Origin of the sequence: Rhizobium sp. K102, assembly GCF_022385315.1 — a bacterium.
In the GTDB taxonomy this organism is placed as follows: Bacteria; Pseudomonadota; Alphaproteobacteria; order Rhizobiales; family Rhizobiaceae; genus Rhizobium; species Rhizobium croatiense.
Genome location: NZ_CP092436.1, coordinates 1,748,396 through 1,773,289 on the forward strand (window position 1 = coordinate 1,748,396; position 24,894 = coordinate 1,773,289).

The 24,894-nt window shown below is 60.8% G+C and carries 22 protein-coding genes, 1 tRNA gene and 1 pseudogene; 12 read left to right on the top strand and 12 right to left on the bottom strand.

Annotated features, from left to right (window positions below; all coding sequences use genetic code 11):
- Positions 1-297 precede the first annotated feature (297 nt).
- A complete protein-coding gene (locus tag MHI61_RS14560; protein ID WP_239792516.1) occupies positions 298-804 on the top strand; it encodes a DUF1203 domain-containing protein in 507 nt (168 codons plus the stop codon).
- 16 nt (positions 805-820) lie between these two features.
- Here the strand turns inward: MHI61_RS14560 and ald are convergent, their stop codons facing one another.
- Positions 821-1,939, bottom strand: coding sequence for an alanine dehydrogenase (ald, locus tag MHI61_RS14565; RefSeq protein ID WP_097665419.1), 1,119 nt, complete (start codon positions 1,937-1,939; stop codon positions 821-823).
- A 156-nt stretch (positions 1,940-2,095) separates the two neighbouring features.
- On the opposite strand from ald, the gene MHI61_RS14570 reads away from it, so the two are divergent.
- From MHI61_RS14570 to MHI61_RS14585, 4 genes are all read left to right on the top strand, one after another.
- Positions 2,096-2,557, top strand: coding sequence for an Lrp/AsnC family transcriptional regulator (locus MHI61_RS14570; protein WP_004672173.1), 462 nt, complete (start codon positions 2,096-2,098; stop codon positions 2,555-2,557).
- 72 nt (positions 2,558-2,629) lie between these two features.
- Complete coding sequence (locus tag MHI61_RS14575) at positions 2,630-3,511, top strand: DMT family transporter (protein ID WP_239792517.1); 882 nt, start codon at positions 2,630-2,632, stop codon at positions 3,509-3,511.
- Between the two features lie 85 nt (positions 3,512-3,596).
- The gene (locus tag MHI61_RS14580) at positions 3,597-3,998 is read left to right on the top strand and encodes a PilZ domain-containing protein (RefSeq protein ID WP_239792518.1); all 402 of its coding nucleotides are present in this window, start codon (positions 3,597-3,599) and stop codon (positions 3,996-3,998) included.
- 252 nt (positions 3,999-4,250) lie between these two features.
- Entirely contained in the window at positions 4,251-6,239 is a 1,989-nt protein-coding gene (locus tag MHI61_RS14585; protein ID WP_239792519.1) for a bifunctional 2',3'-cyclic-nucleotide 2'-phosphodiesterase/3'-nucleotidase, read from the top strand.
- 39 nt (positions 6,240-6,278) lie between these two features.
- Here MHI61_RS14585 and MHI61_RS14590 read toward each other — a convergent pair whose 3' ends face one another.
- The gene (locus MHI61_RS14590) at positions 6,279-7,247 is read right to left on the bottom strand and encodes a LysR family transcriptional regulator (RefSeq protein ID WP_239792520.1); all 969 of its coding nucleotides are present in this window, start codon (positions 7,245-7,247) and stop codon (positions 6,279-6,281) included.
- 138 nt (positions 7,248-7,385) lie between these two features.
- Between MHI61_RS14590 and MHI61_RS14595 the strand changes: the two genes are divergently transcribed.
- A complete protein-coding gene (locus tag MHI61_RS14595; protein WP_239792521.1) occupies positions 7,386-8,000 on the top strand; it encodes an FMN-dependent NADH-azoreductase in 615 nt (204 codons plus the stop codon).
- A 48-nt stretch (positions 8,001-8,048) separates the two neighbouring features.
- Here the strand turns inward: MHI61_RS14595 and MHI61_RS14600 are convergent, their stop codons facing one another.
- Positions 8,049-8,624: a TetR/AcrR family transcriptional regulator gene (locus MHI61_RS14600; protein ID WP_239792522.1), complete on the bottom strand. Its 576-nt coding sequence runs from the start codon at positions 8,622-8,624 to the stop codon at positions 8,049-8,051.
- Between the two features lie 93 nt (positions 8,625-8,717).
- On the opposite strand from MHI61_RS14600, the gene MHI61_RS14605 reads away from it, so the two are divergent.
- A complete protein-coding gene (locus MHI61_RS14605) occupies positions 8,718-9,494 on the top strand; it encodes an SDR family oxidoreductase (protein WP_239792523.1) in 777 nt (258 codons plus the stop codon).
- On the opposite strand, the pseudogene MHI61_RS14610 reads toward MHI61_RS14605, so the two are convergent.
- From MHI61_RS14610 to MHI61_RS14630, 5 genes and pseudogenes are all read right to left on the bottom strand, one after another.
- Positions 9,491-9,798: pseudogene (locus MHI61_RS14610) on the bottom strand (hypothetical protein); the annotation flags it as partial. The gene MHI61_RS14605 and the pseudogene MHI61_RS14610 sit on opposite strands and share 4 nt — an antisense overlap.
- A gap of 9 nt (positions 9,799-9,807) precedes the next feature.
- The gene (locus tag MHI61_RS14615) at positions 9,808-11,076 is read right to left on the bottom strand and encodes a GGDEF domain-containing protein (RefSeq protein ID WP_239792524.1); all 1,269 of its coding nucleotides are present in this window, start codon (positions 11,074-11,076) and stop codon (positions 9,808-9,810) included.
- A 243-nt stretch (positions 11,077-11,319) separates the two neighbouring features.
- Entirely contained in the window at positions 11,320-11,643 is a 324-nt protein-coding gene (locus MHI61_RS14620; protein ID WP_239792525.1) for an HlyU family transcriptional regulator, read from the bottom strand.
- A gap of 37 nt (positions 11,644-11,680) precedes the next feature.
- Positions 11,681-12,931: a threonine ammonia-lyase gene (gene ilvA, locus MHI61_RS14625; RefSeq protein ID WP_239792526.1), complete on the bottom strand. Its 1,251-nt coding sequence runs from the start codon at positions 12,929-12,931 to the stop codon at positions 11,681-11,683.
- A gap of 22 nt (positions 12,932-12,953) precedes the next feature.
- Complete coding sequence (locus MHI61_RS14630; protein ID WP_239792527.1) at positions 12,954-13,163, bottom strand: hypothetical protein; 210 nt, start codon at positions 13,161-13,163, stop codon at positions 12,954-12,956.
- Here MHI61_RS14630 and MHI61_RS14635 point away from each other — a divergent pair.
- The gene (locus tag MHI61_RS14635; protein ID WP_239792528.1) at positions 13,150-13,524 is read left to right on the top strand and encodes a VanZ family protein; all 375 of its coding nucleotides are present in this window, start codon (positions 13,150-13,152) and stop codon (positions 13,522-13,524) included. The genes MHI61_RS14630 and MHI61_RS14635 overlap by 14 nt on opposite strands.
- Before the next feature lie 520 nt (positions 13,525-14,044).
- Here the strand turns inward: MHI61_RS14635 and MHI61_RS14640 are convergent.
- From MHI61_RS14640 to MHI61_RS14650, 3 genes are all read right to left on the bottom strand, one after another.
- Positions 14,045-14,695 (bottom strand): hypothetical protein, encoded by a 651-nt coding sequence (locus MHI61_RS14640; protein WP_239792529.1) that lies wholly within the window; start codon positions 14,693-14,695, stop codon positions 14,045-14,047.
- Complete coding sequence (locus MHI61_RS14645) at positions 14,620-15,984, bottom strand: hypothetical protein (protein WP_239792530.1); 1,365 nt, start codon at positions 15,982-15,984, stop codon at positions 14,620-14,622. Before MHI61_RS14645 ends, MHI61_RS14640 begins: the two co-directional genes overlap by 76 nt.
- A gap of 314 nt (positions 15,985-16,298) precedes the next feature.
- Positions 16,299-16,384 (bottom strand) — tRNA-Leu (locus MHI61_RS14650).
- Between the two features lie 249 nt (positions 16,385-16,633).
- On the opposite strand from MHI61_RS14650, the gene MHI61_RS14655 reads away from it, so the two are divergent.
- The 4 genes from MHI61_RS14655 (at position 16,634) to MHI61_RS14670 (ending at position 23,482) form a co-directional block, all read left to right on the top strand.
- Positions 16,634-17,410 carry a competence/damage-inducible protein A gene (locus tag MHI61_RS14655; protein ID WP_239792531.1) on the top strand — a complete coding sequence of 259 codons (777 nt, stop codon included), beginning with the start codon at positions 16,634-16,636 and terminating at the stop codon, positions 17,408-17,410.
- A 105-nt stretch (positions 17,411-17,515) separates the two neighbouring features.
- Entirely contained in the window at positions 17,516-18,358 is an 843-nt protein-coding gene (locus MHI61_RS14660; protein WP_239792532.1) for a universal stress protein, read from the top strand.
- 200 nt (positions 18,359-18,558) lie between these two features.
- Positions 18,559-19,053 carry a xanthine phosphoribosyltransferase gene (gpt, locus tag MHI61_RS14665; protein WP_239792533.1) on the top strand — a complete coding sequence of 165 codons (495 nt, stop codon included), beginning with the start codon at positions 18,559-18,561 and terminating at the stop codon, positions 19,051-19,053.
- A gap of 613 nt (positions 19,054-19,666) precedes the next feature.
- A complete protein-coding gene (locus MHI61_RS14670) occupies positions 19,667-23,482 on the top strand; it encodes a vitamin B12-dependent ribonucleotide reductase (RefSeq protein WP_239792534.1) in 3,816 nt (1,271 codons plus the stop codon).
- Positions 23,483-23,625: 143 nt separating this feature from the next.
- On the opposite strand, the gene MHI61_RS14675 is transcribed toward MHI61_RS14670, so the two are convergent.
- Positions 23,626-24,894, bottom strand: a complete 1,269-nt coding sequence (locus MHI61_RS14675; protein WP_239792535.1) for a patatin-like phospholipase family protein — start codon at positions 24,892-24,894, stop codon at positions 23,626-23,628.

Genomic DNA, 24,894 nt, shown 5'->3' on the forward strand with positions numbered 1-24,894 from the left:
TCATTCCTGTGCTTGTCACAGGAATCCAGCTACGGCGCGTCTGCGCCGTGAATGAAGCAATACTATAACGGAAATAGTCTATCGCGCCCAAGGACTTGGGCGCGCTGGATTCCTGTGACAAGCACAGGAATGAGGGAGGCGAGGTGGAAATTTCCTCCACGCGTTGAGGAATTGGCATGCCTGGCTTCACGAACGAATTTGCCGCGGCGATCTCGACAAATAATAGCAGGCGCAAGAAACGGGTGGCTTGGGCGATGACCTGGGCGCATTTCATGGCAACCACCAAGGAGATTTGCCATGACCGCCATCCGTTTTGCCGCCATGCCGACTGCCGATGCCAGAGCCCTTTGGAATGGCGGCCGCGATGCCTATGGGAATTTGCCTGAGACGATGGTTTCCGATGGTGACGGCAACCCCTGCCGCCATTGCCTGCGGAATATCGAAGAGGGCGAGGAACTGCTGGTTTTCGCCTACCGGCCGTTTCCGGAACTGCAGCCCTATGCCGAAACCGGGCCGATTTTCCTCCACAAACAGCCGTGCCGGCGTTACGCCGAGGAGATCCAGCCGCCGATACTGACCATGAGTCCCAATTTCATCGTGCGCGGCTACGGCGAAAACAACCGCATCGTCTATGGCACCGGCGCGGTGACCGATACCGCCGATATTCCGGCCTATGCGGAGACATTGCTGGCGCGGCCCGAAATTGCCTACGTGCATGTACGCTCGGCCCGCAACAACTGCTTTCAATGCCGGATCGACAAGGCAAAGGCGCCGGCCCTTTTGGAGACCGGCGTCCTCGCCTAACCCCGAGTCAGGTAACTTACGCTACGTTAAGCACACTCTCCGGCGCGAAGACCTCATAGCCGAGCGCTTCGGCGACCGGCTTGTTGGTGATGCGGCCCTTGTGCACATTGAGGCCGTTTCTCAGGTGCTTGTCTTCGGCAATGGCGCGCAGGCCGCGATCGGCGAGCGCCAGGCCATGGACCAGTGTGGCGTTGTTCAGCGCGTGCGCCGAAGTGACGGGCACAGCGCCCGGCATGTTGGCGACGCAATAATGCACCACGCCGTCGACTTCATAGGTCGGATCGGAATGGGTCGTCGCATGCGAGGTCTCGAAGCAACCGCCCTGGTCGATGGCGACGTCGACGATGACGGAGCCCTTCTTCATGCCGGACAGCATTTCGCGCGTGACGAGCTTCGGGGCAGCCGCCCCTGGAATGAGCACGGCGCCGATGATGAGATCGGCCGAAAAGACCTCCTCCTCCAATGCCTGGATGCTGGAATAACGGGTGTGCACACGGCCGGCAAAAATGTCGTCGAGCTGGCGAAGGCGTGGCAGCGACTTGTCGAGAATGCTGACATCGGCGCCGAGGCCGGCGGCCATTCTGGCGGCGTGCAAGCCGACAACGCCGCCGCCGATCACCGCGACCTTGGCCGGCAGCACGCCGGGTACGCCGCCGAGCAGGACGCCGAGGCCACCATTGGCCTTCTGCAGCGCGGTCGCTCCCGCCTGGATCGACAGGCGTCCTGCCACTTCCGACATCGGCGCCAGCAGCGGCAAGCCACCGCGTTCGTCGGTCACCGTCTCATAGGCGATCGCGGTGACGCCGGAGGCGATCAGACCCTTGGTCTGTTCGGGGTCGGGCGCCAGATGCAGATAGGTGTAGAGAAGCTGACCGTCGCGCAGCTGCGCCCATTCGGAGGGCTGCGGCTCCTTCACCTTGACGATCATGTCGCACTTTTCGAAGATATCCTTGGCGGAGGCGGCGATCTTCGCGCCAGCCGCCGCGTAGGCGGCGTCATCGGCGCCGATGCCGGCGCCCGCCTTCGTCTCCACCCAGACCTCGTGGCCATGGGCGACGTATTCGCGCACCGAAGCCGGTGTCAGGCCGACACGATATTCATGGTTCTTGATTTCCTTCGGGCAACCGACACGCATTGGCGTTCCTCTCATTTTGTCTCCGCAGCCGCGGATCTCCTCGCACGATGAATCCAACCACCAAGACAGTGAAATGTCCTTGCAAAGACGATTTGCGAAGAAGCAATTTTTCGCGGATTATTGCGCCATCATCATTATTATTCGAAAGTTCTTCGAATGACCGATCTCGACACTATCGATCTTGCGATTCTCAAGGTCCTGCAGGCCAATGCACGCATCACCAACGCCGAGCTTGCGGAAAAGATCGGGCTGTCGCCTTCGGCCTGTTCGCGCCGGCTCGACATCCTCGAAAGAAGCGGTGTCATCGGCGGCTATCATGCGCGGCTTTCACACAAGGCGCTCGATTACAAGATGATCGCCATCGTGCATATCTCGCTCTCCGGCCAGTTCGCCAAAACGCTGGCGGAATTCGAAGCCGCTGTGAAGCTCTGCCCGAACGTGCTCGTCTGTTACCTGATGTCGGGTGAATATGACTATATCCTCAGGGTCGCCGCCCGCGATCTCGAGGATTACGAGCGCATCCATCGCGACTGGCTGTCGGCGCTTCCACATGTGGTCAAGATCAATTCGAGCTTCGCGCTCAGAGAAATCATCGACAGGCCGAATGTGGGACTTTGAGGCCTTGCTTATTTGCCGAAACGCTGCCCAGACTTTCGGGGCTTGCGGACGTTTTCCCCTTTACGGCATATCATGACATCGAAGACCCACGGTTATATTTTTGCCCTGCTGGCCACCACCATCTTCTCTTTGCAGGACGCCATCTCGAAACATCTGGCGTCGACTTATCCGCCGATCTTCGTGACGATGATCCGCTACTGGGCCTTCGCGCTGTTCACGATCGTGCTCGCTTCGAAAATGCGGGGCGGCCTCCAGGCGACGGCCCGCACAAAACGGCCGCTTCTTCAGGTGGTGCGCGGCGTGCTGCTGGCCGTCCAGGTGGTTCTGGCCATCACCTGCTTTGCCGTGATCGGCCTTGCCCGCTCGCAAGCGATCTTTTCCGCGACGCCGATCCTGATCGCGCTGCTGTCGATGCCGATCCTCGGCGAGCGGGTCGGATGGCGACGATGGACGGCGATCGGCGTCGGGCTGTGCGGGGTGCTGCTGATCCTGAAGCCGGAAGGCGAGTTTTTCGACGTGAAATTGCTTCTCGCCATTCTTTCCTGCTTCAACTTCGCCTTCTACGTCATCGCCACCCGTTTCGTCAGCCGCGACGATTCGTCGATGACCAGCTTCTTCTATACCGGCGTTATCGGCGGCATCACGATGACGCTCGTCGGCCCGTTCTACTGGAGCTGGATGTCGCCGGGCGACTGGGGCTGGATGGCGCTCGTCTGCATGACCAGCATTTCCAGCCACTATTTCCTGATCCGCGCCTACGATGTTCTCGATGCCGCCGCCGTCCAGCCGCTGACCTATCTGTCACTGGTCTACGCCTCGATCATCGGTGTGACGATCTATGACGAAACGCTCAGTCTCAACACGGTCATCGGCTCGGTCATCGTCGTTGCCGCCGGCATCTTCACCATCTGGCGCGAACATGTGGTGGGGCGCAGGGCGGCGGCCGCCAACTGAAGTTTCACTGCAATTTTAGCCAAGCCCCTAAAACCATTTCAATTTTCCGGCGCTATGCTCCCCTCGCGTTTCAAAGGGAGACAGCATGAGCAGCAACTTGAAAATCACGGCGCGGAAGGCCGATCGAAAGAATTGCCGCGTCTTCGGCAGTGTCAAATATCTGAACAGCGAAGTGGATGTGCGAATTCTCAACCTGTCGGTGACCGGCGCCGCCCTGGAGACGAAGACCCCGCTCCATGCCGCTTCCGGCAGCAAGGTGCGCATCGAAGCCGAAAACCTTGGAATGCTCGAAGGCATCATCCGCTGGAAGCACAATGGCCGCATCGGCATCCAGTTCGACGTGAATTCGAATGCGCGGGCGCAGATTTCCTCCTATTTCCGCTTTTTCCATAAGGAAATCCGGCCGGTACTCGCGGTGCGTCAACTAAGAGCCATGACCAACGGCGATCGCCCGCCGCATTTGGCGACATTGACGCCGAAATCGTAGGACCGCATCGCTTTTGCGCCGAAGGAGCGGCTGACATCGTTCCGGCAGCTGCCATTGACATTGACGTCGTGCGCAATGGCGGCCTTGCGTCGGCGCCGGACTGGCGCCGCGGTGCGATAAATTGCCTTTTAAAATCATATCGCCTTTGCTGCCGGTTGTTTTGACGTCCTGTCATTTTCGCAGTGTACTCCTCGCCAATTCGTCCTAATTCTGACGGGCCGGACGATTGCATGATCCCTATAGGAGAGTTCCATGTCTTCCATTTTTGATGTCGGCGTCATGAGCCGCCGTTCCCTGCTCGGCGGTCTCGCCGCGACTTCCGCCCTGGTGCTGCTGCACCCTTTCAGCGCCCGTGCCAACGCCAACCAGGCGCATCTGCGGCTGATGGAAACGACCGACATTCACGTCAACGTCTTCCCTTATGACTATTACGCCGACAAGCCGAACGACACGATGGGCCTGTCGCGCACCGGAACGATCATCGACAATATCCGCGCAGAGGCCGTCAACTCGCTGCTGATCGACAATGGCGACGTGCTGCAGGGCAATCCGATGGGCGACTACATGGCCTATCAGCACGGCATGAAGGACGGCGACGTCCATCCCGTGATCAAGGCGATGAACACGCTCGGCTACACGGTCGGAACGCTCGGCAATCACGAGTTCAATTACGGCCTCGACTTCATGTTTAAGGTCCTGTCCGGCGCTAACTTCCCCTTCGTCTGCGCCAACCTGACCAAGGGCCAGCTCGCCTCGGATCCCAAGCAGGACGATCTCTTCTTCAAACCCTACATCATTGTCGAAAAGCAGATCAAAGACGGCGCCGGCAAGGAGAGCCCTGTCAAGATCGGCTTCATCGGTTTCGTACCGCCGCAGATCATGCTCTGGGACATCAAGAACCTCGAAGGCAAGGCGCAGACCCGCGACATCGTCGAGGCCGCCAAGGCCTGGGTTCCCGCCATGAAGGAAGCCGGCGCCGATATCGTCATCGCGCTCTCCCATTCCGGCATCGACGGAGCAGCACCGTCCGAAAAGATGGAAAATGCCTCGCTGCATCTTGCCGCCGTCGAAGGCATCGACGCGATCTTTACCGGCCACCAGCATCTCGTCTTCCCCGGCCCGAAGAGCTGGGACGGCATCGCCAATGCCGATCCCGTCAAGGGCACGCTGCACGGCAAGCCCGCCGTGATGGCCGGGTTCTGGGGTTCGCATCTCGGCCTCATCGACCTGCTGCTCGAAAAGGACGGCAACAGCTGGAAGATCGTCGACTTCACCTCGGAAGCGCGGCCGATCTATCATCGCGACGACAAGAAGAAAGTGGTCGCCGACTACGCCGACAAGAAGGACGTGGTCGAAGCCGCCAAGGCCGAGCATGAGGCGACGCTCGCCTATGTCCGCACGCCAGTCGGCAAGACGTCGGCACCGCTCTATTCCTATTTCGCGCTGGTCGCCGACGATCCTTCGGTGCAGGTCGTCAGCCAGGCCCAGACCTGGTACATCAAGCAGATGCTCGCCGACACCGAGTATAAGGATCTGCCGGTGCTTTCGGCAGCAGCTCCCTTCAAGGCCGGCGGCCGCGGCGGCGCCGACTACTATACCGATGTCCCGGCCGGCGATATCGCCATCAAGAATGTCGCCGACCTCTATCTTTATCCGAACACGGTGCAGGCTGTCGCGATCACCGGCGCCCAGGTGAAGAACTGGCTGGAAATGTCGGCCGGCATGTTCAATCACATCGACGCCGGCGCGAAGGATGCGCCGCTGCTCAACGCCGACTTCCCGTCTTACAATTTCGACGTGATCGACGGCGTTACATATCAGATCGACCTGTCGCAGCCGCCGAAATATGATTCGTCCGGCAAGGCGATCAATCCGGATGCCAACCGTATTCAGAACCTCGCCTTCGATGGCAAGCCGATCGATCCGGCCCAGAAGTTCGTCGTCGTCACCAACAATTACCGCGCCGGCGGCGGCGGCAGTTTCCCGGAGATCGCTGCCGACAAGGTGATCTTCCAGGCGCCGGACACCAACCGCGACGTCATCGTGCGCTACGTCCACGAGCAGGGCACGATCAATCCGTCGGCCGATGCGAACTGGACTTTCAAGCCGCTGCCGGGCACGACGGCGACCTTCGAAAGCGGCCCCAAGGCGAAGCAGTTCCTCGCCGCGGTCAAGAGCGTCAAGATCGAGGAGGCCGGCGACGGGGCCGACGGCTTCTCGAAGTTCAGGCTGGTTCTTTAAGTCAAGGCATATCGACGAAGGCGTGGCACAGCGCCTTCGTCATTCGGCCGCGAGCGGCGGAGCTGGCTCACGCAGTTCCGCCATCTCTGCGTGGAAATCGGCCTGGTTCGGGCAATGGGAAAGCCGCGTGCGGAACGCCTCGATCATCCAGGCGGCGGCCGGCCCCGGCGGGTTGGCGAGCTGGCGCATCGAATAGATGGCGTATTCGCCCTGTTCGTAGGCATCCAGGTCGAGATGGACGAGCGCGCCGCTGCGCAGATCGTCGTGCATTATGGGCGCCGGAAGACCGCCCCAGCCGAGACCGGCCTTAATGAGCTGGTGCTTTGTCGCAATATCGCTGACGCGCCACGTCTTGTACGACAGAACGTTGAAATCCCGCCCCTTCGTCCGGCCTGACGCGTCGGTGACGACGAGCTGCACCTCCTCGCGCACGTCGCCGAGCGTGAGCGGCCGGCCGATCGCGGCAAGCGGGTGGTCGGGCGCGGCGACCGGCAGCATGAAGGAATGGCCGATCCGTTCGGTGACCACCGAATCGTCCGGCTTGAGGACCGCGCCGCCGATGCCGATCGTCGCCTTGCCGCTCAGAACGAGATCCATGACCATTCCGAGTTCACCGACATTGAGGTTCAACGAAACGGTCGGGTATCTTTCGCGGAATTCGTGCAGCACGTCCACGACGGCCTGCGATGGCACCATGACGCTGATGGCGACGGAAACCTCGGCTTCGAGGCCCTCCCTCAGGCTCTTGACGCGCGCGCGCATGACCTGCAGGTCGCCGAGGATACGACGCGCATCCTCGAGCATCGCCTTGCCCGCCTCCGTCAGCTTCGGCTGGCGGGCGCCGGAGCGCTCGAAAAGCGGCATTTCAAGCTGCGCTTCCAGATTGGCGATCGTATAGCTGACGACCGACTGCGCACGGTTAAGCGCCCGGGATGCGGCCGAAAAGCTGCCGGTTTCGGCAACGGTCAAAAACACCTGCAGCTGGTCCAAAGTCGGGTTCGGAAGCATCTTCCATCCATTCCATCGATAATTTCGATCGACATTATCACCGTTTTTTCGATAGCGGGCCAGACTTATTTTCCTCCTCGACACCGCGGCTCACCTCCCAGCAACGAGCCGTCAAATTCAATTCGAAAGGAATGCAGCATGTCGTCCATCCTTCTTCTGACGTCCAGCCCGCGCGCCGAGTCGCTCTCGACCCCGATCGCCGTCGATCTCGCCAATAAGCTGAAGAACCAGAAGCCGGGCAGCGTCGTCGTTCGCCGCGACCTCGCAGCCAACCCGCTGCCGCATATCGATGACCTGTTCACCGGCGCCATCCGCAAGCCGGCGGAGGCCCGCACGGCCGAAGAAATCGCCGCCGTCAAGACCTCCGACGAACTCGTCGCCGAACTGTTTGCCGCCGACACGATCGTCATCAGCACCGGCCTGATCAACTTCAATATCTACTCGTCGCTGAAGACCTGGATCGACAACGTCGCCCGCGCCGGCGTGACGTTCAAGTACACGGAAAGCGGCCCGGTCGGACTCGTCACCGGCAAGAAGGTCTATGTCGTTCTCGCCTCGGGTGGGGTCTACTCACAGGGTCCGGCCGCTCCCCTCAACCATGCCGTGCCGTACCTGAAGTCGGTTCTCGGCTTCCTCGGCATCACCGACATCGAAACGATCTATGTCGAAGGCCTGGCCTTCGGTCCTGAAGCTGCGGAAAAGGCCATCGACGCCGCCAAGTCGCGCGTCGAGGAAATCGCTCTGGCCGCCTGATCGGTTCTTCAATATTCCATGGAACGGCCGGCCTTCGCCGGCCGTTCGTCATTTGTCGATACCGCCGACAAAATCCCGGACCGTCTCCAGGATTTCGGCCGACAGCGCCTCGTCGGAAGAAATCCTGGCAAGACCGACGCCGCCGGCCATCATCGCGAAGGCCATGATCGCCTTGCGCCGTCTTTCCCCTTCATCGGCTCCCGCAGCCTTGCTCGCCAATCCCTCGAAGTTGCGCCTGAGCCCGTCCGTCGCGATCGCTCGCGCCTTCTCGCCGCTCCGCGATATATCAGAGGTCAGCGCAGCAAAAGGGCAGCCCTCGCCGGGATTGTCGCGGTGACAGGTGCTGACATAACGCTCGGCGATATCGGCAGCCGTCATCTCCGCCGGGTTGATCCCATCGGCCTCCAGTTTGCTTCCCCATGAATCGAAAGCCGACTGGATCGCCTCGGCGACCAGATCGTCGCGAGAGGCGAAGTGCTTGTAAAAGCCGCCGACGGTCAGCCCGGCCTCCTTCATCAGGTCGGCAACGCCGATACCGTCGAGCCCCGCTTCGCGCAGCCGCCTGGACGCGGTCTCGACGATCTTCTGATGCGTCTTCTGTTTTTCCAGCTGCGAACGCCCCATCGGTGCCTCTTGACTTAGGTGGATTACAATCATAATCCTTATAGATAACAATCATAATCCAGATCGTTATCATTTCCAAGAGGAGCGTGAATCATGCGTCTGAGAAACAAGGTGGCCCTGATCACCGGCGGCAATAGCGGCATCGGTCTTGCCACCGCCAAGGCCTTCATCGATGAGGGCGCCAGGGTCGTGATTACCGGCCGCAATCCGGAAACGCTGGCCGCCGCCGAAAAGGCGCTTGGCGCCGGCACAGTGGCCCTGAGGCTCGACGTCACGGATGCCGTCGCCACCGAAAAGGCCTTTGCTGAAGCGGCCGGAACGGCCGGCAAGTTCGACATCGTCTTCGCCAATGCCGGCATCGGCGGGGCGACACCGCTCGGTGACACGTCGCCCGCGCAATTCAACCAGATCATCAGCACCAATCTCACGGCGGTTTTCTTCACAGTGCAGGCGGCCCTACCGCATCTTAACGACGGCGCTTCGGTCATTCTCAACGGTTCTGTGCACGCCGTGGTCGGGGCTCCCGGCTGGTCAGCCTATGCAGCGAGCAAGGCGGCGGTGCGCGCGATGACGCGCAATATGGCCTCCGAGCTTGCACCCCGCGGCATCCGCGTCAATCAGGTGACGCCCGGCGGCACGAAGACGCCGATCTGGTCGCCAATGGCACAGACGGAAGACGCGATGTCGGCGCTCGAGGCCCGGCTTGGTGGCATGAGCCCGCTCGGCCGCATGAACGAAGCCGACGAAATCGCAAAGGCGGCGCTCTATCTGGCCTCGGATGACGCGTCCAACGTCACCGGTATCGAGATCACCGTCGATGGCGGCATGACGAGCGCGCCTGCGGGCGCCAAGATCTTCCGGGCCGCCTAAGTGAACGAAAGGCTGGGCAAGTCGACCTTGCCCAGTATCGCTTCGCCATTCCTGATGCGGTGGGCAATACGAAACAGGACGCCAAATTGGCGACGGCAAGCAACAGCAGGACACAGAGCATCGTCTGGATGCCGGAGGAGTCGATCAGGTTGCCGGCGATCAGCGGAAAGCCGAAGACGCCGATGAAATAGGACAGCGAGAACAAGAGCAGCGATTGCGGCATAAGGCCCGTGGGCGCCTCGTTTGCCGCCAGGCCGTTGATGACGGAATAAGTCAGCCCATAACCCAGGCCCGGCATGGCCGCGGCGCCAGCTTAACCGAGTTTCACCACGCCGGAGCGGCCGACGACGCAGTTGCGGCCGCTCTTCTTTGCCGCGTAAAGCCGGCCGTCGGCAGCCGAAAGCACCGTGGTGAAACTGGTGCCGTCCTCATCGGCGGTCGCAACGCCGATGCTGACGGTGACCGGATTGTCATCCGGCGTCTTGACGCTGGTCGCGATCGTCCAGCGCAGACGCTCTGCAAGCAGCAGTCCTTCCTCATGGTTCGTGCCGGGGCAGACGGCGACGAACTCCTCGCCGCCGAAGCGGAAGATGCGGTCGCTGGAGCGCAGCGTCGTGCCGAGCCGGGCGGCAATCGACTTCAGCACCGCGTCACCCTGGAGATGACCATAACCATCATTGACGTCCTTGAAGTGATCGGCGTCGATAATGAGAACCGTCGCAGACAGCCCCTGCCGCAGCGCCTCGCGCAACATCAGCGGCGCCTCCAGCTCCATGCGCGTGCGGTCATAGACGCCGGTCAGCATGTCGCGGCCGGTGCGCTCCAGAAGATCGTTGTAGCGCTCGCGGAATGTCAGATCGCCGAAGACGTCGCTGATGGAGCGCGCGGCGGCATCGGCGCCAAGGCGGCGGATTCGATATTCATAGATCGCAAACATCGCCCCATAGAGGCAGACGGAGAGCATCTTCGCCTTCCAGCCGCCCCAGAATACGGCGACCGGCACATTGAGAAAATAGTGCAGCGCGGCGAAGAAGCCGATCTGGTCGAAAGTCAGCAGCACGAAGCCGGAGATCATGAAACGCAGCACGACGCGCCTGCGGAAGAATTCGCCGAGTTTTTCGTAGAGCAGGATGATGCCGAGCGAATCGACGTAGAGCAGCGCCGTGCCCCAGATCATCAGCCAGCCCATCTCCTTCAGAAAATCGACGTCGGGCGTATGGTTTGACGACAGCTGCAGTGGCTCGTGCAGTTGCAGCACCCAGGCGATGCCGACGGTGAGCAGGTTGCCGAGGAACAGGCCGTAGATCGGCTGGCGCACCGTCGCGGCATCCTCCCACAGGTATAACATCAGGATCATCATCAGCTTGCCGGAGAAGAAGACGGATGAACCCGGCGACACGTCTCCGAACGGCAGCGAGACGTAAAAGACCGCAGCAAGATAGGTTTCCATGAAATGCATGACGCCGAGCGCCGTCAGGAAGACCCCGAGACCGAGCCGATGGCGGAAGTGCAGAAGCGTCACCATCAGCACGAAATAGGCGACGGCTTCGACGACGAAGAGAACGAGGTTCAGTGCCTCCATTACGACACCTCGGCTACAGGCCGGCGTCGCGCCGACGCGGCGATCGCGGCTGCGGATCCTTTGATCGATCGTCTGAAAAAGTCAAACACGAGGGCGCCCTGCAAATCCTGCAGGCCATAGCTTTCACCGCAATCCTTTAAGATTGCGTGAGCGCGTACTTATATTTGCGATGGACGCTCAAGGCATACGATTGAAAAGCAAGGAAATTCTGTCCGGCGCGCCGGGTCGGAACGGATCGCGGCTTCAGACCTGGCGAAGCTTCTCGCCGTCGCCGAAGAGCGACGGGCCATGCTGGTCAATGATCTGGTGCGCCTTGCGCACTGTGCAGTCGATCGCGTCGTCGGAGGAGGAGAAGAGATCGGCGCGGATGAAATTGCGCACCAGCACCTCGTCGCCGACCTTCTTTTCGATACGACCGGCCAGACGGTATTGGCTGCCTTCCTTGCGTGGCTCCGCATAGATCGTGCAGTCGCCGTAAAGCTGCGGCTCACCGGAGGGGCCTGCCGCCTCCGAAGCGGCCTTGCCGCCGGAGAACATCGAAAAGAGATTTGAAAGGAACGAAGCCATGATCCGTCTCTAACACGGCGGTATCGCGCTCGCCAAGTCAAATGATCAGACTGGCGAGGATCTCGTTTTCGGTAATATCCTCGTAACCCATGCCGGCGGCTTCGAAATTTGCGATCAGCCGGGCGAAATTCTCCGGCGCCTTGGTTTCGATACCGATCAGGATCGAGCCAAAATTGCGCGCCGATTTCTTCAGATATTCGAAGCGGGCGATATCGTCGTCGGGGCCGAGCAGATTGAGGAAATCCCTGAGCGCGCCGGGGCGCTGGGCAAGCCTGAGGATAAAGTATTTCTTCAGCCCTGCGTAACGCATGGCTCTTTCCTTTACGTCAGGCAGGCGCTCGAAATCGAAATTGCCGCCGGAGACGACGGCGACGACGGTCTTGCCGCGCATTGCCTGCGCCTCCATCGCGGCGATCGCCGTCAGCGACAGAGCGCCTGCCGGCTCCAGCACGACGCCCTCGACATTCAGCATCTCCTGAATGGTGACGCAGATGGCGTTCTCCGGCATCAGTTGCACTTGGCTTGCCGGGAAATCGCGCAGAGCGGCGAAATTCAGGTCGCCGATCCGCGCGACGGCGGCGCCGTCGACGAAGTTGTCGACCTTGGCAAGCGTCGTGACCTGGCCCGCCTCGATGCTGCGCCTGAGGCTCGGCGCGCCGGCGGGCTCGGCAAAGACAAAGGCCGATTTCGGCACGATGCCGTCGAGATAACCGGTAAAGCCGGCGGCAAGCCCGCCGCCGCCGACCGGCAGCACGACCATGTCGGGCACCGTTCCATCGGGCAGTTGCTGCAGGATTTCGGCGGCGACGGTCGCCTGCCCCTCGATGATATCGGCGTGATCGAAGGGCGGCACCATGACGCCGCCGATCGCCTCGACATGGTCACGCGCGGCCTGGTAGCACTGGTCGAAGAAATCGCCGAACAGCCGGATGGTGATGAATTCGGCGCCGAACATGCGGGTCTTGTCGATCTTCTGCTGCGGTGTCGTCACCGGCATGAAGACGACGCCCGGCACGCCGAAATGGCGGCAGACATAGGCGAAGCCCTGGGCGTGATTGCCGGCCGAGGCGCAGACGAAGGTCTTGCCTGAAGCACCCTGCCCGATCGCCTTGCGGAAGAAATTGAAGGCGCCGCGGATCTTGTAGGAGCGCACCGGCGACAGATCCTCGCGCTTCAGCCAGATATCGGCGCCGTAGCGGGCGGAGAGATGGTCATTGAGCTGCAGTGGCGTCGCCGGGAAAAGGCTGCGCATTGCCGCTTCGGCGCTTTCGACTTCAAGTCTTGTCACGGGCGTGGTCCATTCCTAAAGATTAACCGCCGCCGCTATGGCACAGGCCGGCCGGCAAAAGAAAGCCGGCTCCGGCCATTTCCGGTTCGCTGACCGAGCCGCTCATCTCCTGATGCCGGTTCCGGTCTCGCGAAGCGTTTCTTAAGCCAATCGCAAAATCGGCGGCAGATGAACTGATTTTAACTGTCAATGCAAAGGCCTGCCACTTATATGGAGCGATGATGATCGTCAAATTCGCAAGACCGCTCGCCTGGCTGCTGCTCGCCTTGATCCTCTTTCTCACGGTTTCGCCGATCGGGCTGAGACCGCATACGGTCACGAGCGTCGATACGGATCGTGGCGGTGCCTATGTTCTCCTCGGCCTCGCCTTCGCGCTCGCCTATCCCAGACAGTGGAAACTGGTCGCCATGCTGCTGATAACGGGGGCGGTCGCCATCGAATATCTGCAATACTTCACGCCGACCCGCCATCCGCGCCTGCATGACGCCGGCATCAAGGCGATGGGCGCGGCCCTCGGGCTGCTGGCCGGCTGGGTAATCAACAGGTGGCGCGAGACCAGGGCGCCGCGCCCCGTTCCGCTCACAGAACGGTGACGATTAGAGGGAACAGACCACAGGTAAGCCCGAAAATCCAATTCGGAATCTGTGCGGTTCGGAAGTGATAGAGTGTCCTTAGCGCGTCTTCTCCGACGCGCTAAGGACACTCTAGAAATCGGCCAGTTGCACCGCCCACAAGAACAGCGGGATTGCGGCCATCGCAGTTCCCAGAACAAGCGCAACACCGGCCTTGAAGATCCGGATGCGCCGAACCTTAGTCCCACTCCAATCGTAAACCATCGCCTTACTCCCACAAGACAACACTTACTCAACTGTCGCGGCGCAATGCTTGCACCGAAAATGCACTTGTCAAGCGATAACTCGCCTTTATGCACAATATACATGCATGTTCAACGGAATTATGAAGGCGATGCACACGAGCGAGGCGCATCTGCGCCGTGGATGGAACGGCTAACGAGCTGATGTGGATGCGGGTAGATCGATTGCAGCTGGCGTGGCCGCCATTATTGCGCGGAGAACCCGTCGAACCGATACAATTCCCATCCAAATCCGTCCTTCAGCAACAAAGTCGACTTCGGCAGCATTCGGGAAATGGTTTCCTCCGCCAACACGAACTTGGCCGCGCCAATGCGGTCAGCCAATAATTCCTTTTTTCGGTTACCTGGATGAAATAACGAATGTTGTTGCGCGTGATAAAGGCATCCACATCTCCTTCGGATTCAGGAAATATATAGGGCGGCAACAACCATCCCTTATCCCGTCCTCCGGTGTAGGCGGCCGCGTACAGAGTGCTACCCGTATCGAATGGCTGGAAAACGGTCCTCAAATCATTCGCCGCGACATAGCGGTAGATGACATAGCCTTCGCGCTGGGCGCCGAGAAAATCATCAAGCCCCTGCCGGCCGACCAGGACATCCATCACCCCCTGCTCCATCCAGGAATAGGGCTGGCCGCTGGGGCGGTAAACGAATTTAACGGCAGGAAGGCAGAAAACCACGAGAGTGACGGCGGCCACTCCAAACGCAAACAAATAGCCGCTGACGGCCCTATATCCTGCCAGCAGAGGTGCGGACTTATCGAACACAAACCCGCCCGGCTGAGCGGTTTTGCTCACGGCAATTTTCTCCGCGATCAGGCTCGCGCCGATATAAGCAGTCGAAAAATAAAGCAAATAAGCCGGCGTCGCCCATCGGATATGGTTGAACATGACGACATACCAGATGATGAACATCGCGGTAGTCGTTGCAACAAGCATGAATATCCGTCTCGGCGACGCGATGAAGCCGCCGATGATGAGGATGAGTGCGACGATCGCATAGAGCCTGCGATCCAGAAACCAATCATGCATGATAAGAAAAAGTCGTGCCAGCCCTGGCGGGTTGTCAGATCGGTGACAAAAACCCGGTTTGCCGGATCGAAAGCGCGTCCGAGCTCAAGCGTATAGTCCGCCATCCATTGATCCGAAAGCCCGGGATGTCCGAACATGAAAGGGTAGATGGGGTTGCCGAGCACGATGAGATTTTTGGCGTACCAATAGCCGGCTAGGGACAAAAAGGCGACAACGCATGTCAGGAAAAGCGGTAATGGCAGCTTTCCGCGGCAGATCGAAGGCAACAGCGCCAGGCCGATCAACCCAACCATTTGAAGTTCCGTGTATTTGCCGCCGACGGCCCCGCCCGGGACGAGAGCACAGGAGACAAGCTCCGAAGGCCGTGAGGTTTCGAGGTACCGCCAAAGATAAAGGACGGCGGCAACCGAAAAACACGATCTTGGAAGGTCCGTGAGAGGAACCGCAGCCCCCGGGGTAAAAAAGGGCTGGAAGGCGATCAGGAAGCAGACCAGCAATGATCCGGCCGCCCGCCAGCGGTGCGCGCAGCTTACAAGCAACAGCAGGAATCCGAGGAAAATCGCCGCGTTGAGCAGACCCGCCGCCAGCCAATGATCGATGAACAGCAATATGCACGCGAAAAGCACATTGAAGAAAAGCGGTATGTTTCCGTAGAAATTACTGTCCATCTGCGGCGTCACAAACCCGCCGTGGGAAACGATGCTTTGTGCGAGCGGAATTTGAAAGGCCCAAACGTCGGCTGATGCCGCTGGGAAAAGAGCGGTAACTGATATGACGCAGGCCAAACCGATAAATGCGAGGGCCGCCAGGAGAGGAAACGGATCGCCCTTGCCGGTCGCCCGCACGCCTGCCACAAGCAAAGCGCGCAAATCGGCGAGAATACCCAGCAGGTCATTCCGGCGCCAGATCACGAAAAGGGCGGCGATTGGCAGCACGACCTCCACGCGCAGCAGATGTATCGCCCCAAGAACGGTTGCCAAACCACCGACGAGCGCAATTCCAGGCAAGATGCCGCTTAAGAGCAAGTCCGTGCCGTCACGAACAGGTGGATTGAGGCCGCGGTTCAACTGAAGCGCAAGGGCGCGATGAAAGATCAGGCCGAACAGCAAAATCGCTGCAACGACAAGCCAGGCGGCGAGGACGGTCATGGCCTGGCGCTCCTCCCACCTGATGCAGCGCCCCACTTCGCCGGCAGCATGGATGCGAACGCACGAACCGTTTGACCGGCAACGGATCTCTGGACGGCGGACATCTGCCTGAACATAGCGAAATACTCAAAATTACGGGAGGTCTGCACGTCGGTCCAACAGCTTTGTCATCTTGAAAATCGCGATAGCTTGTAAACCAACTGGCTGCAACCCGAGAAACGCTATGAATTACGTCGCAATCGACACGCTCCTCATTGCAAGCGGCGCGGTTGACGATTGGGAGAGCGCTCGCCCTCAACCTATGCAATCGGCATTGGTGGCCGCTGCGGGAATCGAACCCGCACGGGCGTAGCCCGAGGCATTTTAAGTGCCTTCCGTCTACCAATTTCGGCAAGCGGCCTGCTTTTCAATCCATGCATGCGCGCGACTCAATGGATGCCACGCGCAATCGCCTATATCAGGCTTCTTATCGCACGAACAAGGCAAGCTTCCCAAGTACCCGTCCTTCGCGAAGGCGACCGCCAAGCCCCAGAAATTGCACATCTGCGAGGCGACCGTGCCGCTCACACCTTTCCGCATCATGCTCGAGTGTTTGCAAAGCGGCCGAACGGCGCTACCTATTGACCAGCCTCACATCACGGAACACCCCATGAGCCATGACACCGTCGTCACCGCCGCTATGCTCGCCATCGGCGACGAACTGCTTTCCGGCCGCACCAAGGACAGGAATATCGGCCACCTCGCCGAGCTCCTTACCCTTTCCGGCATCGATCTCAAGGAGGTGCGCATCGTCGCCGACGACGAAGAGGCGATCGTCGAGGCGCTGAACGCGCTTCGCGCTCGATATGACTATGTCTTCACCTCGGGCGGCATCGGGCCGACGCATGACGACATCACCGCCGATGCGATCGCCAAGGCGTTCGGCCTGCCCTGCGAGCATGACGAGGCGGCGATGACGCTGCTGGCCGAGATGTATCGGCGCCGCGAGATGGAATTCACCGAGGCGCGCCAGCGCATGGCGCGCATGCCGCGCGGGGCGGCCCATATCGCCAATCCGGTCTCGACCGCGCCGGGCTTCATCATCGGCAATGTCTATGTCATGGCCGGCGTGCCGCAGGTTTTTCAGGCGATGGTCGACAATGTGTTGCCGACGCTTCGAACCGGCACGCCGGTGCTGTCGCTCGCCATCGCCTGCCCTTACGGCGAAGGCGATATCGGCACGCCGCTTGCCGCCATCCAGAAAGCCCATCCGGACACCAGCATCGGTTCCTACCCCAGATATATTGGCCAGAAATTCTCGACCGAGATCGTCGTGCGCGGCCGCGCGCAGGCGGCGATCGATGCGGCCGGCGCCGAGGTGCATGCGATGATCGACGCCATCCGCCGGAAAAAGGAGGTCACTGAGAACCATTCCGCCGAGGCGTGAGGACAGCACGGGAACTGGCCATCCTTGATATCGGTCAAGGAACAGCAGAGAGGACCGGTGCATTCCTTCCCTCGCGCCAGCAATTTCAGCGCAAGGAGAATTGATATGTCTTACAAAACCATTCTCGCCATTCTCGATACGAGAGACAATAGCGCCGCCGTTGCCGATTTCGCCTTTGCCATTGCCGCCGAAAACGGCGCTCATGTGATCGGACTGCACGCCGAAAACATCTCCGCCGTGCCGCTGGTGGCGCCGATGGAAATTCCTGATCCGGTCGCCGTGCAGGCGCTGCAGGACATGGCGCATGGCGAAACGACCGCCGTCGAGGCCATATTCCGCGCCAAGGCGCAGGCCGCCGGCACCTCCTCCGAATGGCGCAGCTTTGCCACATCGACCGGCTACGGCTCCGCACCGCTGATCGACAGCGCGCACAGCGCCGATCTTTTGATTGCGTCACAAGCCGATCCGGCCAACCCATCCGACAGCCATGTCGATCTCGACAGTTTCCTCTTCGAAACCGGCCGGCCGGTGCTGATGATCCCCTATATCATCCGCCAGCCGAAGCCGATCAAACGTGTGCTGATCGCCTGGAACGGCTCGAAGGAGGCGGCGCGCGCAACCTTCGACGCGCTGCCGTTCCTGAAGGCGGCCGAGGCCGTGGAGATCTTTTCGGTTGATCCGGCCGAGATGGCGCCGCATTCATCGATGATCCCAGGCGCCGAGATCGCCGCGACACTTGCCCGCCACGGCGTAAGGACGACGCTTTCGACGGCCCGTAGTGTTGATAAGAACACCTCGCATGTCATCGAGAACCGGCTTTCCGACGACAGCATCGATCTCCTCGTGATGGGCGCCTATACCCATTCCTGGCTCTGGCAGATGATCTTCGGCGGCACGACGAGGACCTTGCTGCAATCGATGACGGCGCTGACACTTCTGTCGCGTTGATCCTCTTGCCGGAATAGTTGGCCGCTCTTGCGTTTTGCCGGCAAATCCCGCTAATTGCGGCGACCGATCAGGGCTTCGAGCCTCGGCCGATCTCGCGCAGTTCCGGCTCGCGCGATTTCTTGTTTTGCCGATCGCCGCCGCAAGCCCGTCCGGTCGCCGGCAAACGGCGTGTCATCTCTATCATGCCGCGGAGCAGCCCGATGTCCCTTCCCGATAAAGCCTTTCCCGTTTCCTGGGATCAGTTCCACCGCGATGCGCGCGCCCTTGCCTGGCGGCTTGCCGGCCTCGAACAGACGTTCAAGGCGATCGTCTGCATCACCCGCGGCGGCCTTGTTCCGGCCGCGATCATCTCGCGCGAATTGAACATCCGCCTGATCGAAACCGTCTGCGTCGCCTCCTATCATGACTATGCCAACCAGGGTGACATGGTGCTGCTCAAGGGAATTGCGGCCGAGCTTGCGGAAAACGGCGGCGAAGGCGTGCTGGTCGTCGACGATCTCACCGATACCGGCAAGACCGCCGCACAGGTGCGCACCATGCTGCCGAAGGCGCATTTCGCCTGCGTCTATGCCAAGCCGAAGGGCGTGCCCACCGTCGACACCTTCATCACCGAGGTCAGCCAGGATACCTGGATCTATTTCCCCTGGGATATGGGCTTCACCTATCAAGAGCCGATCGCCAAGGGCGCGCGCTGACCGCCACCCATCGGGGTGCGCCGGCGCAGTTCGACAGCCCGATATTTCCGGCGAATCGCCATGCGCATTTGCGCCGGAAATGCCATCACAAGATTTGCCGCAGGACGCTTTTTTGTGGTTCCGGCATTTTCTTTAGCCGGCAGCGACCGCAAGCCATTGTAATTTCAGCGTTCCCCGGCTTTCCCCAATCTCCACAGGCGCATCCACAAGATGTTGTGGTTAGCAATCAATTAAAACCCAGCCCTTGACGGAATCAGCTGTTTCAAACTTTACTGTCCCTGATGTTGCGGCGGCGACAGGACCGGAGGTAACGAGCCCGGTTCCCTTTTGAAAATAGGACTCGGAATCAGGTGCTGCACCGAAAAACGGTTCAGGCCCGACAGGATTTCCGCGCGATTTTCAGCCCCCAAAAAAAGTGACATCGGGACTGGCGATAATAAGCTGTTAATACTATATTTAGTGTTTGCAGCCACCATCACCACAATATACAGGAAGGGCATCTCCGGATGACATCCCTGTCACGATACGGAAACGAGACTGGCTGCACGACGACATGTGCCGCCGGATAGGAATTTTGCGCCCTGGGGACAGGCGCCAACGCGAGGTCAAGACTATGCGCATCGAACGTCGTTTCACGAAGGCCGGCCAAGGCGCCTATGCGGATATCGAATTCCGCAAGGCGACGAGCGAGATCAAGAACCCGGACGGTTCGATCGTGTTCCGCCTCGAGAATATCGACGTTCCCGCCCAGTTCTCCCAGGTCGCGACCGACGTTCTGGCGCAGAAGTATTTCCGCAAGGCCGGCGTTCCCACGCGGCTGAAGAAGGTCGAGGAAAACGACGTTCCTTCCTTCCTGTGGCGTTCCGTTCCCGACGATGCCGCGCTGAAGACCCTGCCGAAGGAAGAGCAGACCGGCTCCGAAATCGATGCGCGCCAGGTCTTCGACCGTCTCGCCGGCACATGGACCTATTGGGGCTGGAAGGGTGGCTATTTCTCTTCGGAAGAAGATGCGGCGGCCTTCAAGGACGAGCTTGCCTATATGCTCGCCACCCAGCGCGTCGCGCCGAACTCGCCACAATGGTTCAACACCGGCCTGCACTGGGCCTACGGCATCGACGGCCCCGGCCAGGGCCATTTCTACGTCGACCCCTTCACCGGCAAACTGACCAAGTCCAAGTCGGCCTACGAACATCCGCAGCCGCATGCCTGCTTCATCCAGTCGGTCGAGGACGATCTCGTCAACGAAGGCGGCATCATGGACCTCTGGGTGCGTGAGGCGCGCCTGTTCAAATACGGTTCCGGCACCGGCTCCAACTTCTCGATGCTGCGCGGCGAAGGCGAAAAGCTTTCCGGCGGCGGCCGCTCCTCCGGCCTGATGAGCTTCCTGAAGATCGGCGACCGCGCCGCCGGCGCCATCAAGTCGGGCGGCACGACGCGCCGTGCCGCTAAGATGGTGGTCGTCGATATCGACCATCCCGATATCGAGGAATACATCAACTGGAAGGTCAAGGAAGAGCAGAAGGTCGCGGCTCTCGTTACCGGCTCGAAGATCGTCGCCAAACATCTGAAGGCGATCATGAAGGCCTGCTTCAACTGCGAAGGCGGCGACAACGGCGATTGCTTCGATCCGGCCAAGAACCCTGCCCTGAAGCGCGAGATCCGCGCTGCCAAGAAGGACCAGGTTCCTGAGAATTACGTCCAGCGCGTCATCCAGTTCGCCCGCCAGGGCTATAAGGATCTTCAATTCAAGACCTACGACACGGATTGGGATTCGGAAGCCTACCTCACGGTCTCCGGCCAGAACTCCAACAACTCGGTCTCGATCAAGGACGACTTCCTGCGCGCCGTCGAAAATGACGGCGAATGGAACCTGACTGCCCGCAAGGACGGCCGGGTGATGAAGACGCTGAAGGCGCGCGATCTCTGGGAAACGATTTCCTACGCCGCCTGGGCGTCGGCCGATCCGGGCATCCATTTCAACACGACGATGAACGACTGGCACACCTCGCCGGCCGGCGGCCCGATCCGCGGCTCGAACCCGTGCTCGGAATACATGTTCCTCGACGACACCGCCTGCAATCTTGCCTCGCTGAACCTCCTGCAGTTCAAGGACAAGGCCACCAAGCGCATCAATATCGCCGATTACGAACACGCCGTTCGCCTGTGGACCGTCGTGCTCGAGGTTTCGGTGATGATGGCGCAGTTCCCGTCGAAGCGCATTGCCGAGCTCTCCTACGAATACCGCACGCTCGGCCTCGGCTACGCCAATATCGGCGGCCTGCTGATGTCGTCGGGTATTCCCTATGACTCGGCCGAAGCCCGCGCCATTGCCGGCTCGCTGACCGCGATCATGACCGGCATCTGCTATGCGACCTCGGCCGAAATGGCGGCCGAGCTCGGGCCGTTCCCGAACTTCGCGCCGAACCGCGAGAGCATGCTGCGGGTCATCCGCAACCATCGCCGCGCCGCTTACGGCGAAACCTCCGGCTATGAGGCGCTGTCGATCGACCCGGTCGCGCTGATCCATTCGGAAAACCCGGATCAGGATCTTGCCGCCCATGCCAAATCGGCCTGGGACAAGGCGCTCGAGCTCGGCGAACAGCATGGCTACCGCAATGCCCAGGTCTCGGTGATCGCGCCGACCGGCACGATCGGCCTCGTCATGGATTGCGACACGACCGGCATCGAGCCCGACTTCGCGCTCGTCAAGTTCAAGAAGCTCGCCGGCGGCGGCTATTTCAAGATCATCAACCGCGCCGTGCCGGACGCGCTGCGCACGCTCGGTTATTCCGAGAGCCAGATTGCCGAGATCGAGGCCTATGCCGTCGGCCACGGCAACCTGAACCAGGCGCCGGCGATCAACCCGTCGACGCTGAAGGCCAAGGGCTTTACCGACGAGAAGGTGGAAGCCGTCAACGCGGCGCTGAAGAGCGCCTTCGACATCAAGTTCGTCTTCAACCAGTGGACGCTCGGCGCCGACTTCCTGAAGGAGACGCTGAAGGTTTCCGACGAGCAGCTCGCCGACATGAGCTTCAGCCTGCTCGACCATATGGGCTTCTCGAAGAAGGACATCGAAGCCGCCAACATCCATGTCTGCGGCGCGATGACGCTGGAAGGCGCCCCCTTCCTGAAGGCCGAGCACCTGCCGGTCTTCGATTGCGCCAATCCCTGCGGCAAGATCGGCAAGCGCTACCTCTCGGTGGAAAGCCATATCCGCATGATGGCGGCCGCCCAGCCCTTCATCTCCGGTGCGATTTCCAAGACGATCAACATGCCGAACGACGCCACCGTCGAGGATTGCAAGAACGCCTACCTTCTGTCCTGGAAGCTCGGCCTCAAGGCCAACGCGCTCTATCGCGACGGCTCGAAGCTGTCGCAGCCGCTCAATGCCTCGCTGATCGAAGACGAGGACGACGAGGACGCGCTGGAGGAACTGCTGCAGGCCCCCGTCGCCGCCCAGGCCGTCACCATCACCGAGAAGATCATCGAGCGGGTGATCGAACGCGTTTCGCGCGAACGCGAGAAGCTGCCGAACCGCCGCCAGGGCTATACCCAGAAGGCCGCCGTCGGCGGACACAAGGTCTATCTCCGCACCGGTGAATTCGGCGACGGCCGTCTTGGCGAGATCTTCATCGACATGCACAAGGAAGGCGCTGCCTTCCGCGCGATGATGAACAATTTCGCCATCGCCATCTCGCTCGGCCTGCAATATGGCGTCCCGCTCGAGGAATATGTCGAGGCCTTCACATTCACCAAGTTCGAGCCGGCCGGCATGGTCATCGGCAACGACGCGATCAAGAACGCCACCTCGATCCTCGACTATGTCTTCCGCGAGCTTGCCGTCTCCTATCTCGGCCGCCACGACCTCGCCCATGTCGATACGTCGGACTTCTCCAACACCGCACTCGGCAAGGGCATCCAGGAAGGCAAGACCAACCTGCTGTCGACCGGCTGGACCCGCGGCTACAAGCCGACGCTGGTGTCCGGCACCGGCGGCGAACGCCAGGCGGGCGAACCCAAGGGTGCTGCCACATCAGCGCCTGCCCGCGCCGCGTCGACCGGCACGGTCACCGCCTTTGCAGGAAGTGCTGCCCGCAAGCTGGAACCGACGGTCGCCATCTCCACCTCCGAAATCGTCGCCTTCAAGCGCGATTACGAGGAGCGCGCCAAGGAATTGGCCGAAGAGATCGCCGAAGAGGTGATGGAGGAAATCGCCAGCGACGCCACCGCCCTCTTCTCCGACAAGGCTGCAGCCGACGCGGCTACGGCCAAGACCGAAGCCAAGAAGGTGGAGGCCGAACGCCGCCAGCGCTCGATCATGCAGGGCTATACCGGCAACATGTGCTCGGAGTGCCAGAACTTCACGATGGTGCGGAACGGGACCTGCGAGAAGTGCGATACGTGCGGGGCGACGAGCGGGTGCAGCTGAGCGAGCTACGCAGCGTTCATTCGCAAACCAGCGCGTTTGAACTCTAATAGCCGAGTTGACTTGAAGATGGAAAAGCCGGGCTGCCACGCTCGGCTTTTTCGTGCACTAGGTAGGAGCCTCATCCGTTGGTTCCGGCCCGGAAGTCACGAGGGCAGGAAACCGAAGAGGCGCTTGCTTGCCCTCGCTGCCCAAGATGGCTTCACGCTCCCGGCCGCCAGTGGCGGCCCATACCCTGGAGCCAGCGGCGATGGGTAAAACCGAGTGAGCATCGCGTCACAGACATAGTGCCCCCAATTCACAAGGCGCTCCGTCTCTCTCGCGCCGAGGAAATGAAGGTAGGTGCCGACCTCGGAGGGAACGACCGAAGATGGCGGCAGTGTGTAAGAGGCATAGGGCTCGAGCTGGTCGCCCTTGCTGTCGATCGACCAATAGACGCCGTGCGTTCTCGCGCGCAGGGCCGATCTTGTTAGGTCGTCGAGGCCAAGCATGTCTGCCCGTTTTGCGGCCTTGAAGCCGCCGATCAGGTCCCGCCGCCTCAGCGCCCTCACCTGATTGTCGGCCGTGTCGAGCACGCGCTTGAGCTGGCTGAGGTAGTTCCAATATCCGCGGGTGGAAGACCGCCAGGGCGCGCCGGCATCGCTGACGAGCAGGCAGTCGCAACGTTTCAGCGCCGGCTCGATGCCGTGATTGTCGTAAACGCCGCCATCGCTCAATATTGCCCTGCCCGGAGCGACAGGTTCGCCGACCGTCTCGTCGAGCTTTTCTCTCTTCCATGAAAACTGCGACAGGTCCAATCGCAGCGGTGACAGCACGGGCGGGAATGCGGCCGAGGCGGCAACTGCGGTCGCAAGCGGAAGCGCCGGATGAAACGATAGGCCGATCCGGTAATCCGCGATATAGCGATTGGACATGCGGAAGAGCGAACCGGTGCTGAGATTGCTGGCGCAGAAGACGAACCAGGGCGATCCCGGCAGGTCTTTCAGGCTTGGCGACTTTCCGTCGAACAGGTGTCGCTCGTAGAGTTTGGCGGCTTCCTCCGCCGCACTCGAGAAGGGGTTGAACACGCCCTTCAGGAAGCTCGGTCCATCCGCAAAGACCTGGCTGAAGGCCAGGATACGATCCAAATACTCGGCTTTGAAATTGACAGCGACCCCGTTCTGAAAGACCAGCCGCGGCCACACATGGGCCAGCAGTCCGGAGGTGATCGATCCGCCCGATACCGAAGAGATCATATCGAGCTTCGCCAGAAGACCGGCCTCGTTCAGCCTTGCCAGCGATCCCGCATGGAAAAGCATGGCCCGATAGCCGCCGCCCGAAAGGCAGAGGCCGAGTTGATAACGCTCCGCCGGCTTCTCGGGCTCGTCGGATGCCAACAAGACCGCGTTTTCCTCAGGATGCTTGTCTTCTGACAT

Excerpts from the sequence above, each read along its gene's own strand:
- MHI61_RS14585 (WP_239792519.1), top strand. The coding sequence starts at position 4,251 with ATGTCTTCCATTTTTGATGTCGGCGTCATGAGCCGCCGTTCCCTGCTC.
- ald (WP_097665419.1), bottom strand. The coding sequence starts at position 1,939 with ATGCGTGTCGGTTGCCCGAAGGAAATCAAGAACCATGAATATCGTGTC.
- MHI61_RS14655 (WP_239792531.1), top strand. The coding sequence starts at position 16,634 with ATGAGCCATGACACCGTCGTCACCGCCGCTATGCTCGCCATCGGCGAC.
- MHI61_RS14675 (WP_239792535.1), bottom strand. The coding sequence starts at position 24,894 with ATGTCAGAAGACAAGCATCCTGAGGAAAACGCGGTCTTGTTGGCATCC.
- MHI61_RS14600 (WP_239792522.1), bottom strand. The coding sequence starts at position 8,624 with ATGGGGCGTTCGCAGCTGGAAAAACAGAAGACGCATCAGAAGATCGTC.
- gpt (WP_239792533.1), top strand. The coding sequence starts at position 18,559 with ATGTCCCTTCCCGATAAAGCCTTTCCCGTTTCCTGGGATCAGTTCCAC.
- MHI61_RS14595 (WP_239792521.1), top strand. The coding sequence starts at position 7,386 with ATGTCGTCCATCCTTCTTCTGACGTCCAGCCCGCGCGCCGAGTCGCTC.
- MHI61_RS14645 (WP_239792530.1), bottom strand. The coding sequence starts at position 15,984 with ATGACCGTCCTCGCCGCCTGGCTTGTCGTTGCAGCGATTTTGCTGTTC.
- MHI61_RS14575 (WP_239792517.1), top strand. The coding sequence starts at position 2,630 with ATGACATCGAAGACCCACGGTTATATTTTTGCCCTGCTGGCCACCACC.
- MHI61_RS14640 (WP_239792529.1), bottom strand. The coding sequence starts at position 14,695 with ATGTTCAACCATATCCGATGGGCGACGCCGGCTTATTTGCTTTATTTT.
- MHI61_RS14580 (WP_239792518.1), top strand. The coding sequence starts at position 3,597 with ATGAGCAGCAACTTGAAAATCACGGCGCGGAAGGCCGATCGAAAGAAT.
- MHI61_RS14670 (WP_239792534.1), top strand. The coding sequence starts at position 19,667 with ATGCGCATCGAACGTCGTTTCACGAAGGCCGGCCAAGGCGCCTATGCG.
- MHI61_RS14620 (WP_239792525.1), bottom strand. The coding sequence starts at position 11,643 with ATGGCTTCGTTCCTTTCAAATCTCTTTTCGATGTTCTCCGGCGGCAAG.
- MHI61_RS14590 (WP_239792520.1), bottom strand. The coding sequence starts at position 7,247 with ATGCTTCCGAACCCGACTTTGGACCAGCTGCAGGTGTTTTTGACCGTT.
- MHI61_RS14605 (WP_239792523.1), top strand. The coding sequence starts at position 8,718 with ATGCGTCTGAGAAACAAGGTGGCCCTGATCACCGGCGGCAATAGCGGC.
- MHI61_RS14615 (WP_239792524.1), bottom strand. The coding sequence starts at position 11,076 with ATGGAGGCACTGAACCTCGTTCTCTTCGTCGTCGAAGCCGTCGCCTAT.
- MHI61_RS14635 (WP_239792528.1), top strand. The coding sequence starts at position 13,150 with ATGATGATCGTCAAATTCGCAAGACCGCTCGCCTGGCTGCTGCTCGCC.
- MHI61_RS14660 (WP_239792532.1), top strand. The coding sequence starts at position 17,516 with ATGTCTTACAAAACCATTCTCGCCATTCTCGATACGAGAGACAATAGC.
- MHI61_RS14570 (WP_004672173.1), top strand. The coding sequence starts at position 2,096 with ATGACCGATCTCGACACTATCGATCTTGCGATTCTCAAGGTCCTGCAG.
- MHI61_RS14560 (WP_239792516.1), top strand. The coding sequence starts at position 298 with ATGACCGCCATCCGTTTTGCCGCCATGCCGACTGCCGATGCCAGAGCC.